Source organism: Halomonas sp. 3D7M (genome assembly GCF_014897885.1).
Classification (GTDB): domain Bacteria; phylum Pseudomonadota; class Gammaproteobacteria; order Pseudomonadales; family Halomonadaceae; genus Vreelandella.
In genome coordinates, this window is sequence record NZ_JABUZF010000115.1 from 1 (window position 1) to 13,418 (window position 13,418).

Genomic DNA, 13,418 nt, shown 5'->3' on the forward strand with positions numbered 1-13,418 from the left:
TACCTTTTGAGAAGTCATATGATGCTGAAATTTATCAGAGTTGCTCTCAACACTCTCAGCATCAAGCTGAACGCCCAGCCACTCTGAAAGACGACTACATGTCTTACTGGCATCTAAAATTGCATCTTCATAACGAATAACTATGCGCCTTTCTTCACCTTCACCTATTTTTGCAATTGTCTGCATGAATTTTTTCCTTGAACGGCAAAGCCTGATAGCAAACGTTTCATCTGTATCACCCTCTTGCCAACCAAAGCCATTAAAGCCCCTTTTTTTATTAAAACTCTTTATTGAAAGAAACTCGTCGCGCGGGTCTCTTATCAAAAAAAGGTTTTTCGCATAGACGGATTGATTAACCGTGGTGCAAATATCATGTGCTACTTTTTCTGCATAAAAATAAGAACCGTCGTTTTCAATACCCGCTAAAGACTTTGAAAAGCCATTCCAAAGTGACTTAAAAACTGTCTTTGGCATTGTTTTCTTATCAAAGATAGACACATCCTGATATGGCAGAGGACCTACACGCTTTATATTTTGATGCATCAGGCGATCATGGTTCCATTCACCGTCATTATCAGACGACATGCCTGTAAGCATTGCTACCCTTGCCAAATAGGTCAGGTATCTATTTTCAAAAGGATATGTACGCTCAAACAAGACATTTTCATGACTGCCCAGTAACTGCATCATGTAGGTTGACCCGGAACGACCAAAAGAGCGTAAAAGAACAGGAGTTACCATTTAAGCACCATATTGTCAATTTTTAGATTCAATTTCAGATAGACGTTTTTCAAGTAAAGAGATTTTTTTCTCTTGGCCTATAAGCATATGAATAGCTATTGATAAAAGCTTTTCCTGATCAAGTGAATAATCAAAAGAAGCACCACTATTCGTCAAAGCAGGTTGACCTTTTTTAGCAAGCAACACATTCACTTTTTCTTTATCTTCTGCATGACGAAGCATTTCTTCTTCAACTGATTTCTTGTTAGGAAGAATATCGCCAGAAAACTCAGATGGCTTTAAAACATGACGATGAAGTGGAAAGCTGGTTACTTCCTTATCAAAATGTCCTGGCAGAACCTCACCACTATGACTAAAATTATAAATAGTTCTAAAAAATAACTCTTCAGCAACAGGAGACTTATAAGAATGCATCGACACCTCTCTAATATTCTCAATATTAAGAATATCAAAAAAGTCATCAACTGGATCCTCTACAGAATCAAAATTTCTCAAAATAAATTTTTCTCTAAAATCCCTTTCCCACTTACTTAAAACCACAGAAAAAAGCCTGGCTGGTTTTGTCTGCATCCATTCTTGAAAAGAAGGAACCTTATAGCCCTGTGTAGACTTGTGCTTTAGACCCCATTGAAAGTAGGCAGAGACACTCCAGTCTTCATGTCGGCGAATATAAGCCACAGGGTAAACATCAAGAGGCATTTCTTCTTGTAAAGACTTAAGCAATGGCGCCATGGAAACATGGCGGTTAATAAATGACTCATGACTCCAGACAATACTAGATATATTTTTAACTTTATCAAGGCTAGCGCGTAAGACAGCTGAAACCTGTTCAACTCTTTCACTATCAGTCAAGTTCCAGAAAATATCTTTTTTCCTGAAATTCTGCCACTCATATAACTTTACAGGTGCAAGCTCCATAAACCTGCCAATATATAAGATGCCATTTTCCAGCAAATTTTCTCGTTCTTTTTCCAGAACTTTTTGAATGGATGTTGAGCCTGTTTTCCCATTACCAATATGAGCATAAAGCTTTACTTTATCCATAACACATCCAATCTATAAAATTGCAAAATACTAAAAAATAACTTTATATTCTTCAGCACTCTCTTTATACGTTAAAGGAGCCTGAATATTTTCATAGAACGTAAGCCACTCGTCATCTGCCATGTTGGCTGCGTTTTTAAGCACCTGCGCCAAGCTCAGTGGGTTGCGCGCCTCAAAATGCAACCCGTCTACCCCATTGGATATTTTTTCTTCCATGCCGCCAATATCCGAAGCGATAACTGGACGCCCGCAAACAAAGGCTTCTTGAATCACCATGGGTGAATTTTCCCACCAGATAGAAGGAATGATGACCCAATCTACGTTACGCATGCGTTCACGCACTTGGAACGGCTCATAAGACCCTACCCAGCGAAGCGACCCTTCGGCGATCAAAACATTGGCCATCTGCATGATCGAGTCTTTGAACTCGCCCGCCTGGTGCTCAAAGTTCGCGCCATGAATTTCCACCACCAAAGCATCGCGCTCTTTACGGGTCATGGAAAGCATCGCATGCATCAATATATCAATGCCTTTAAAGGGGTTGATCTGCCCGAAAAAGGCGAGCCGGTTGCGGGTTGGCTGCTTAGATTTTTCAACAATATAAACTGTTTTGCCATTTTTCGTCACTTTACGCGTTAACGGTCGCTGGCCGCCTACCGTCATGGCCGCTATGGCTTTCTCCAGAGCCGCTTCAGTGTAGTCATCACCATCAATCTCTTCTTCTTCAATTTCTAACTCTGGTAACTGACGAGGCGCAAGCTTAGGCTCTGGCGATTGGCCGTTCTCGATAACAGTGATTTTGTCTTCTGGCAGCCCCCACTCTACATAACGCTGCTTAAGAAAGTGCGAAGGCGAGACAAAGTGATCCACATAGTCAAAATGCTGACCAATGAAGCTACGGCGTAGCCAGAACTGCTCTTTTGAGAACTCAGGAAAGCAACGATGACAATCTTCTATAGACGCGCGGAAACAAAGTTTATTAGAGCCACGCTTCACCATCTGCCCCTGCTGGTGGCAAATCGCCATGTATTCATGCAGGGTTAATATCACACGAATAGAAGGATCTTCTTCTTTGATAATGCGCAGCAGTTCAATACCAAGATGAAAATAGTGATGCAGGTTAACCACCGTCGGCTTTAGCGTGCGAATCAGCTGGCGGAAATCATTCCATACGGCATAGCTATTCGCTGCTTTTATTAAGAACGAGTCACCTAACGACTGCTGCCATAGGTATTCGTTTTCACGCCTTAACGTAAACGCCCCGGTGGGCCCATTGCCGCTGTCGTGGCGGGCAATAAACCACGCCTGCTCAACGGTGTCGTCTTCCCTTAGCGCTTTAAATAAATTGTAAGCTGCCAGCTCACCACCACCCAACGAAAAATCCGGGTGTCCATGTGCCATCACCAACACACGCTGCGGAGCCGCTTGGTTTACCAATGAATCCATGTAAAAAGTGCTCCTTAACTAAATGACTGCATGACAGATTGAATTTGTTTGCCCCAGCGCTTGGTATGTCGCCAAGCGTTAAACCGCACCACCAGCGTGCGGAAGGAGGTATCCCCCAGTGATGAGAACGACTGGCGCTCCAAGTGAACCAGCGACACCCCAGGCACGTAGCCTAGCTGATACCCTTCACTCAGCACTTTCAGGCAGAGATCTGAATCCTCAAAATCACCAATCAGATAACCTTCATCTAAACCGCCCAGCTGATCATAAAGTGAACGTTGCATAATCACGCACGCGCCGGTCACTGCAGGTTTATCGACGATTTGAGCACCTTCTGGGACGTCATCTAGCTCAGGCGCTAACCCCGCCAAGGGATGCTTATTCAACCACACTTGCCACGACTGCGAATAGAAAAACACCATGCCCGCATGTTGCAAGCCACCTTCCGGGTTCAGCAAACGAGCACCCAGTAAGCCATACTGCGGATTTTCGTCCAACAAGGTACTTAATTGGTTTGCCCAGCCCGGTGACGTTGGAAACGCATCACTATTTAGTAACAGTACTTGGCGGCCACGGCTAACGCTCACCCCTAGATTGTTAGCGCCTGAAAAACCACGATTACGATGCCCCCACACAACTTTGAAAGGCACGTTGTAAAGCCGATGTAAATTTTCAACTTCGTTGGAAATGGCCGTCAAAATACGTGGATCATCCACCACATAAATAATTTCCGTGGTTTCAAGCAGCGTTGTGTCTTTAGAGAACGCCAACAGCTGGTGCTCGACAAAATCCCAACGACTGTATAACGGAATAATCAAGCTGATGTCAGGCGATTCTGGCACCTTACCTAAGGTCATCACGTCAGGGGCTTTCTCATCGTGAGAAAAGGCGCGGCTACGCTCTGCCAGCATCGTTTCGATTAGCTCGCCTTCCCAACCGTTTAACCGCTCATTAAACTTTTCGGCAGGTGTTGGCACGGTAAATGCCCAGCGGGCGTAGCCTTCAGGCTCATTAGGTACTTCAACCGCTTGATTACGCATGACTTCAAAGGCCCGCTTGCTTTCGGGGTGGTACGCCACTATTCCGACAGTATCCGTTATCGAAATAGGATAGGGCCACTGTGTGACAAACCCAGCATCGACGGTGCGTTGGCCAAACGTATCACGAAACAGGCTAACGATATCTTCGCGCTGGTAGCGCAACGCGCTCGCTAGGTTGAGCACGTTACCTTGGCTATCTACCCCCCACATTTCCCAACCAGGCTGCGCGACCATCCATCCAGCCATCAAACCGCAGCGCGAGGGAATAAGACCAAAGCTGTCGATATGTGCGGCCGCTTTAAGGGGATCGGGCGTTTGCCAATTAGCACTCGTTAAAAAAGCAGGCAGTAATGTCTGGCTGGTTGTTTCAACCTGACCATCAATACTGGATGTTTCAGGTAGTCGTTCAGTGGTATCTGTGAAGGTGGTCACATCAGGTAAAGTAAAAGTGACGGGGTCCATGCCTGACCCAAACCGACAGACCAATTCTAGCGCCCCTTTAGAGACCGTTAACTCACTGTCTTCCCAATCGAGTAAAAACCCTTGGCTTAGCAGTGCTGGATTACTCGCCTGCATACTTTGAGCAACGTCATTACGAATTTTATGGCTAAACGTTGTGTTGATAAGTATATCGCCAGAGCGAATGTCTAGTGAAAGATTATCATCCAACGCTGACACCCAACCCTCAATGCGATACTTACCGCCTGCTTTAACAAGCTCATCAACTTTAACAGCACCAACCGTCTTACCTTTCACCTTTAGGGTATAAGGTGAATTTACGATATTATGCTTCACCACCTTATATTTCCCTTCACCTTTCTTTGCAGAAGACATATTGAACATAAGCATTCCTTTCCATGTATTGACCATGCATTGATCATATACTGTATTGAATTATTACCGATTATCGCAGGTGTCTTTTCACCTTCAAGCTGACGGCACTCAACGCTTTAAAATCGACTGATAAAAATTCCAATAGTTATCTGCCATATAAGAACAGGAATGCTGACCAGATAATTGCCATTGGGTTAATTGCCGCTTTGCTTGTTGCCACTCCTTCGCTTCACTCGCCTTTAACAGCATCAATACAACAGATTCTGCCGTGATATCGTCTGCCAACCAGCCTGCCTGGGTTTCCCTTAGACGCTCGCCAACCGCACCAGTGTCAAAACCAATAACAGGCAGCCCAGCGGCCCATAGCTCTGTCAAGGTATGGCACCATGTCTCAGGCCAAATGGATAGCACAGCCCCAAGATGAGGGCGAATTTGAGCGATAAGGGAAGTAAAATCATCCCGCTGGTAGGGGCCGTGTACTACCAGCGAATTAGGCGCTTGGTCTATCAGCGTTGCATCAAGCGTACCTAGCACATGCCACTCGACATGCGCTAGGCGTTTATCAGCAGCTAGCTGAAGTAACACCTCGGCACCTTTAGCACGTGAGATATGCCCAGGTATCACTACTCGTAAAGGCATGTTGGGTGCAGGTGCCACCGCTAAATCGGTAAGATTATTAAAGTCTCTGCCGTGGGGAATAACCTTAAAGGGTTTATTAAGCAGCGCTGGAAAAATATCCTGCATGACGTTACGCACTTGCTCTGTTGTGGCTACAAAGCCCCGACACAAAGCAAGGCTGCCTGCAAACTGCTGTTGCCAACGATAAACAGCATCATGCTTAAGTGCGGTTATTTCATTCGATGGCCAAAGTTCCTGGAAGCACTCACCGCGGCTGGGGGTACAACGCCCTGCACAAAAGTGGTTATTCTCATCCAGCAATTTCACTGACGGGCAGACGGAATAATAATCATGAAAAGAGTACACAACAGGAATGTCTGACTGGTAGGCAACCTCCATTAATCCAAGGCTTTGCCAGACCATATGCCTAACATGAATCACGTTAATGCGATAATAAACCAGCCATTTTTCAACCGCTAAATCATATCCATCCAGGTAATGATCTAATGCGGGTACTTTCTTAGCCAACTGATGCCGCTCAATCGGTAAGTAGATACCGTCTCGAAACAGATAAAGCGTCAGGCTGGTTTCAACACAGCGCAGTACAAAACATTCAACGTTATCGCCTAAACGATTACCTAACGCCGTCATTAAATCTTGATTGGTTTGCGGTGTACCACCCGATTGTATTGAGAGCACATACATGATGCGCACGGTACCATCATCCAGCGGCCTAATATGTTGCTTATACCAATGAGGCAGCCCACCAGGTAACGGCCATTCTGGCCAGATAGACCTCGTCTGTTGACTAGACAGTTTCTCGTTAACCGTTAACGGCCGCCCTTCTTTATAGCCGCTTTGAAGATAGTGGCGCAGCGCCGGCACCCCAAGCGCTCTTACATCTGGGTTCGCCTGCCAGTAAGCATTAGGGTCAAATGCTGGGCCTGGCTGACGGCCTTCATCTAGGCCATGGCTAATAAAATGGCCCAACGCATCCATACCGCTCTCCTGAACATCACGATAATGTTCAAGATACCAAGCAGCATCAAACAACCGCAGCGCTACCAACCTGGCTTTAAGCTCAGGGGCTAAACTCATTCATCTTCTACTTGCGCAGACATTAAACGTCCCTCATCCCGGCCATATTTCAGGTAGTGAACCAGAGGGTTAATGCCAGAATCACGCACATCATCATACTGCTGCAAATAAAAGCGTGAATCAAACTCTGGGCAGGGATTACGCCCTTCAAAACCGCCAAATAAGGTGTAGTGTGTCGCGGGCTGTTGGGCGAACTCATCTGCCTGTGCAACGTCTTGGTAAGTCTCCAGGTACCAGTCAGCATCAAAGAGGTTGCTGCTAGCAACCAGTTCAATGTTCTCTTGCTGGCTGTCTGACGCTTCACTTTCTGACCCTTCACTTTCTAACGATGCTAGCTGTTGATTTGCCGCCTGCACCTGGTTAACCAGGTGCGTCTCTTCCTCTTGCTCTTGGGCTAACTGCTCCGTTAAGCCAGCTATTTCTTCAAAGCGCGCCTTGATTGAGGTACGAACCTGCTCCAGCTGTTTATTTAGGCTCTGTAATTGTTGCTGAAGGGCTTCCCTTGAAGGCTGTACGTGTTCAGACACAATGTATTCCTTATAACTTTATTGATCATGCAACTTTGTTTGTAATCAAATGTTTGACACGTCAAACAGTGATAACCATGGGTGCCCAAAACGGGCGTTTACGTGGCGCTTCCGGAAGATAAAGATCTTCAGGAGATAACGCATCACGGTGCCATGCTTCGCTGGCTTTGCGGTAATCAGCTCGAACCCCTGAAAACTGGGTTACCAAATGTGTGCTAGACTGCATGGTTAGCGCCGTAGGCACCATTCGGCCAAACGCAAGGGGCACGCCAGGCAGCACTTCACCTAGACTCTGGGGGCCAAAAGCAGCTTGGATCCGATAATAGTACTCAGTATCCGCTTCTACACGGACTCTATCCCAGTAACCCAATGTTTCAAAGACCTTGCGCCGAAACATCAACGATGACGTATTTCGATATATCCAGCCTTGCTCCATCCGCCATGAAGTAAAGACAAGGTCAGACGTACAGCGTACCCAGTAAGAGTTACAGGCCATCCACTCAGGATGCTGTTGCAACCCACGCCACTGGATTTCCAGTTTCTGAGGATGCGACCAATCATCGCTGTCGTGTACGGTAACGCACTCCCCTTTAGCTTCCGCAAGCCCACGATTACGCGCCGCATAAGCACCTACATTTTTTGACTGGCGTAGCACCCGAAAGCCTGGCGTTTGGGCTGCAAACGCTTCTGCCACTGCTACCGTGTTATCGGTAGATGCATCATCCACCACGATCACTTCCAGCGCACCTGCAAAGCGGTGCCGAAGGGTTTGTGCCGCCAGGCTTCTTAAAGCGGTTAACACCCCATCACCGGCATTAAATACTGGCACAATGACCGAGACCAAAGGTACGGCTCCTGGCACTGTGGCACTTTTTGTTGCACTTTTTGTTGCACTTTCTATTGCACGTTGGCGCTGATCAGCCCCGTCAGCCTTATTTGTATGCGCCCGCACTGAATCTAGGTTATCAATACTTAACGGCTGCTGCCGATTGCGCAACGCCACAGGCACAAGCCCTGCTGCAAGCCAAACATTATTCAACCATGCAAGACGCTGCGCCTGTAACGTCGCTTGAACGTGCCCCGCAACCCCTGCCGACTGCTCAGCCGTCGCCTGGAGCAGGTTAGATACCGCCAGGAACGTATCTTTATAGCCAGGCACTTGGTCACGCAACAGGGCCATCTTTCGCCAGGCCAGGGAAAACTTCCCGATACGCGTGTAAGCTTCTATTTCTAATAGTGCAGGCCCTGAATGGTTCGGTAAACACACGTCATCTACTGGCCTGCATGCCAATACTCGCGCTGCTTCCGCCCACGCCTGTTTCCAAGCATACCAACGGCCGAGTGCAAACCCCGCGAAAGACGCTTCTAGTGGGTTGGCATGTTCAAGCAAGCGGTGTAATGCCTGGATACATTCAGCGCCATCATCGGTTTGTTGCCAAAGCGCCTCATCCCATTTAAGCGCTTGCAAAGGACACGGCAGACGCCCTTCTTTGATACCGTGATGCATGTAGTGATCATAAGGATCAACGCTAGCTACCGCTACATCTGGGTATTGTTTGCAGTACCAGGTACTGTCAAACCACATAGGAAGGTTGTCTACTGACATCGTGTTATTTTCACCTCAACGCACCAGCAATATGATCAGCACACCACTGAGCAAGCTGAGCGTCGTTGGCTTCCACCATCACACGGATGAGTGGCTCAGTGCCAGACTTACGCAGCAGCACGCGGCCATTGGTAGCCAGCTTCTCTTCTGCTTCAGTAAGGGTTTGCTGAACCGCTGCACGTTCAAGCGGGTCTTCATTTGTGCTGGCTTTAAAGCGAACGTTCACTAACACTTGGGGTAGCTTGTTCATGCCTTGCTTCGCCTTATGCAGCGTAGTGCCCTGGTTTAACAGCGAAGTGAGGACACGTAGCGATGCAATGACCGCATCCCCTGTAGACGCATGGTCCAGGCTTAGCAAATGGCCAGAGCCTTCACCGCCTAAGCGCCAGCCGGTGTTTTTAAGCTGCTCCATTACGTAGCGGTCGCCAACTTTTGCGCGCACAAACGGGATATCAATCGCGGCTAACGCCTGCTCTAGGCCCAGGTTGCTCATCTGGGTGCCAACAACGCCCCCCGCGTAACCTGCTGCTTTGGCATCTTTCGCTAGCAGGAACAACAGCTCATCACCATCTACCACCGCCCCTGTATGGTCTACCATCATCAGGCGGTCCGCGTCGCCATCTAGCGCAATCCCAAGGTCCGCTTCATGTTCTAACACCGCCGCACACAGGCTACGCATAGCCGTCGCGCCGCAGCCTGCATTAATGTTCATACCATTGGGCTGGTCGTGAATGCTAAGCACCTCAGCACCTAATTCTTTATAAACCGCTGGGGCAACTTTGTAGCCAGCGCCATTGGCACTATCCACTACAATCTTCAAGCCACTTAAGCTTAATGTACTGGGCAATACCGCTTTACAGTATTCAATATAGCGACCCGCGGCATCTTCAATACGTCGCGCTTTGCCTAGCGCGTCTGAACTGACGCACTCCATCCCACCTTCCAAGGCAATACGCAGTTTGCTTTCAATTTCCTGCTCTTGAACGTCGGTTAGCTTATAGCCCCCCTGACCGAAGATCTTAATACCGTTGTCGTCAAAGGGGTTATGAGATGCACTGATCACCACCCCAGCGTCGGCACGGAAGGTAGAGGTAAGATACGCCACCGCAGGTGTCGGTAACGGCCCCACCAAGGCAACGTTCACGCCTGCTGCCGAAAAACCAGCCTCTAAAGCAGACTCCAGCATATAACCGCTCGCGCGGGTATCTTTACCAATCAATACTTCTTTAATGCCTTCCGCCCCAAGAACCTTGCCAGCCGCCCAGCCCAGTTTCATCGCAAAGCTAGGGGTCATGGGGAATTCGCCAACACGGCCACGCACGCCATCGGTGCCAAAATATTTACGCATAAAATCAAACCATTAAAAAAATATTGTGAAATGCGAGGCAGGTTTAGAGATGTTTTCAAACCCCGCCCTGCCCGGGTGCCTACCACCCCGTCATTCCCGAGTGGGGTAATCGGGAATCCATTTGACCTTGCCTGCTGGGTCCCGAATGCCTAAACCACACTGGATTCCCGCTAAAGGCATGCGAAAACGGTAGAACGGCGGGGTGGAGTTCGCCAACGAGCAGCAGCAGATCGTGGCGTTTGAGGTAGAGGCCATCCTTTGATGGCCAGACGCTTCCAAAGCGAAAGCCCGATCTCATCTATTGGCCAGCTGATCTCGTATGACCTTTTGATAGTAAGCGCTTAGATGTTTCTTTTTCTGCCTTAGCGCATCGATTTCGGATCTCGTCAGCGGTTCTAAAGCCGACGAGATAACTTGCTTCGTTGGCGGTGAGGGCTGGGATGTGTATTCCGAAGATGTCTTTGATTTCATCACCAAAACGTGCCTCCAATAATCGAATATGCTTTTTCAAGGCTCGAAAGTCTTTTGAACGACCTGCATTCACTAGCAAAAGAGTGCCAACAACCTTTCCGCCATTCAGCAGCAAGTAGTTAGCAAGCTCGGCCAATGTGCTGCCCATACTAGTCACATCATCCACAAGCACGTAATGGCCTCCGTGCTGAACAGCCCCTTCAAATGATGGCCTGGAAATCAACCTTTCCATCGGGTCAGCCCCTGTGTGGAAGACCCTTTGCATCTGGACAATATCTGTTTCACTGCTACCATCCAGAAGTTCCGCACACAGTAACGACAACATCAAAGGAAGGGCGTTATCGCCAGCTGCTTCCTTAGCATAAGGTGATACAAATATCGATCCACTTGGAAACTCTCCCTTGAGAGAAACCAGGAAATCAAGAGCCAAATCACTAATAAGACTCAGGGCAGAGTCAGCATCACCTGACTTTGCCGAGCGATAATCAACATGCTGCTTGATATCAATATCGCTGACAAAACAATGGTAATGCTTTGCCTCCTTTGGAAAGGAGTACACCCTATCCATCACAGTGACTCAAAGCTTGCCCCTTTAATTTCCTTTCTGTTTCACACGCTCAATAGCATAGCAACCCCGGCCATTCTCGTCACTTCTGGCCTCCGCCTCTCACAAGCCCGAAGGGCCCCACCCTTCACTCCACCGTGACGCTTTTCGCTAAGTTACGCGGCTTATCCACATCGGTGCCTTTCACCAGCGCCACGTGGTAAGAAAGTAACTGTAGCGCTACCACGTGTAAGACGGGCGACAGCAAACCATAGTGCTCTGGCATCACGAGTACATTCACACCATCACTCGGTTTCACGGCACTGTCACCATCGGCAAACACATACAGCTGGCCGCCACGGGCGCTGACTTCCTGCATATTGGCTTTGAGCTTTTCGAGCAGCTCATCATTAGGGGCCACTACTACCACCGGCATATCCGCATCCACCAGCGCTAACGGCCCATGCTTTAGCTCCCCTGCGGGGTAGGCTTCTGCATGAATATAGGAGATTTCTTTTAGCTTCAGCGCACCTTCCAACGCAATGGGGAAATGGCGGCCACGGCCTAAGAACAAGGCATGCTGCTTATTGGCAAATTGCTGCGCCCACGCCTTAATGCTTGGCTCTAACGCCAGCACTTTTTCAACCGCAATGGGTAAGTGGCGTAGTTCATCTAAATAAGTTTTTTCATCAGTGTCAGCTAACCGCTGTTTTGCTTTGGCTAACAACAGCGTCAGCAAAAATAGCGCGCTCAGCTGAGTGGTAAACGCTTTGGTAGACGCCACGCCAATTTCCGGCCCAGCACGGGTAATAAAGCGCAGCAGGGTTTCACGCACAATGGCAGATTCAGGCACGTTACAAATCGCCAGCGTATGGGCATGCCCCATAGATTTCGCGTGCTGTAACGCAGCCAACGTATCCGCTGTTTCACCGGACTGGGAAATAACCACCACCAACTGGTTAGGGTTCGCCACGCTAACGCGGTACCGGTATTCACTGGCAATTTCCACGTTGCACGGTATGCCAGCGACTTGCTCAATCCAGTACTTAGCCGTCATGCCCGCATAACTAGACGTACCACACGCCAGGATCAGCACGGAATCCACCTGCTCAAAAACAGCGTGCGCCTCAGCACCAAAAATACCTGGCTGCAGCTGACCTGCACCGCTGAGCATTTCTAACGTATTACCTAACGCCTGGGGCTGCTCGAACATCTCTTTTTGCATGTAGTGATTAAACTCACCCAGCTCTACCGCATTCGCAGACAGACTAGAGGTCATCACTTCCCGCTGGGCTGGCTGACCCAGGGCATCTACCAAGGTGATCGATTCACGGGTTAACCGCGCCACATCACCGTTTTCCAGGTACATCATTTGTTGGGTAACGGACAGCAGCGCCGAGGCATCAGAAGCGGCGTAGTGGCCATTATCTGCAATGCCGAGCATTAACGGTGAGCCTTCACGGGCCACGACCAAGCAATCCGGCTCTTCTTCACTCACCACCGCCAGCGCAAACGCACCTTGTAAATGTGCCACGGCGCACTGCACGGCAGAGAATAGATTTTCCGCTGGCTCGCCAACCTGGCCCTTAAAGCAGGCTTGAATAAGGTGGGCGATGGTTTCGGTGTCGGTGTCTGAGGTGAACGCGTACCCCAGGCCCTGAAGCTGCTCACGTAGGGCTTCGTAGTTTTCGATGATGCCGTTGTGTACCACCGCCAAGCCACTGGAAATATGCGGATGGGCATTACGCTCCGCAGGCACGCCATGGGTCGCCCAACGGGTATGGGCAATACCCACCTTACCCACAACACCCTGTTCCGCAACGCGGGCTTCCAGCTCCGCAACACGGCCTTTTGCGCGGGCACGCACCAGCGCACCAGAAGCCGTTAGCACCGCTANNNNAAGCCGTTAGCACCGCTAACCCTGCAGAGTCATAACCGCGATATTCAAGAACCTTTAAGCCCGAAAGCAAAAAGGGCGTACATTCCATTGCGCCCACGGCGCCGACGATTCCACACATACTTATTTATTCCCTACATAAAAACAGCATAAAACGACGATGGCCCATGCGCATACAAGCGGGGCCATCACCTAAAACTCAGG

9 protein-coding genes and 1 pseudogene are annotated in these 13,418 nt (G+C 48.9%); all 10 read right to left on the bottom strand.

All coding sequences use genetic code 11. The features are described from left to right. On the bottom strand, window positions 1-741 hold a 741-nt coding region (locus INT22_RS05070), incomplete at its 3' end, for a sulfotransferase domain-containing protein (protein ID WP_193067814.1). A gap of 15 nt (window positions 742-756) precedes the next feature. Then, complete coding sequence (locus tag INT22_RS05075) at window positions 757-1,785, bottom strand: hypothetical protein (protein WP_193067815.1); 1,029 nt, start codon at window positions 1,783-1,785, stop codon at window positions 757-759. Between the two features lie 30 nt (window positions 1,786-1,815). Next, complete coding sequence (locus tag INT22_RS05080) at window positions 1,816-3,231, bottom strand: glycosyltransferase (RefSeq protein WP_193067816.1); 1,416 nt, start codon at window positions 3,229-3,231, stop codon at window positions 1,816-1,818. Between the two features lie 14 nt (window positions 3,232-3,245). Then, window positions 3,246-5,114 (bottom strand): glycosyltransferase family 2 protein, encoded by a 1,869-nt coding sequence (locus INT22_RS05085; protein ID WP_193067817.1) that lies wholly within the window; start codon window positions 5,112-5,114, stop codon window positions 3,246-3,248. A gap of 99 nt (window positions 5,115-5,213) precedes the next feature. Further along, the gene (locus INT22_RS05090; RefSeq protein WP_193067818.1) at window positions 5,214-6,821 is read right to left on the bottom strand and encodes a glycosyltransferase family 4 protein; all 1,608 of its coding nucleotides are present in this window, start codon (window positions 6,819-6,821) and stop codon (window positions 5,214-5,216) included. After that, on the bottom strand, window positions 6,818-7,348 hold the full coding sequence (locus INT22_RS05095) for a hypothetical protein (protein WP_193067819.1): 531 nt from the start codon (window positions 7,346-7,348) through the stop codon (window positions 6,818-6,820). Before INT22_RS05095 ends, INT22_RS05090 begins: the two co-directional genes overlap by 4 nt. Window positions 7,349-7,409: 61 nt before the next feature. Beyond that, a complete protein-coding gene (locus INT22_RS05100; RefSeq protein ID WP_193067820.1) occupies window positions 7,410-8,954 on the bottom strand; it encodes a glycosyltransferase family 2 protein in 1,545 nt (514 codons plus the stop codon). Window positions 8,955-8,964: 10 nt separating this feature from the next. Continuing rightward, window positions 8,965-10,302 carry a phosphoglucosamine mutase gene (gene glmM, locus INT22_RS05105; RefSeq protein WP_062374950.1) on the bottom strand — a complete coding sequence of 446 codons (1,338 nt, stop codon included), beginning with the start codon at window positions 10,300-10,302 and terminating at the stop codon, window positions 8,965-8,967. 298 nt (window positions 10,303-10,600) lie between these two features. Further along, complete coding sequence (locus tag INT22_RS05110; protein ID WP_193067821.1) at window positions 10,601-11,341, bottom strand: phosphoribosyltransferase; 741 nt, start codon at window positions 11,339-11,341, stop codon at window positions 10,601-10,603. Window positions 11,342-11,465: 124 nt separating this feature from the next. Then, window positions 11,466-13,335 (bottom strand): annotated as a pseudogene (gene glmS / locus INT22_RS05115) (glutamine--fructose-6-phosphate transaminase (isomerizing)). Window positions 13,336-13,418 lie beyond the last annotated feature (83 nt).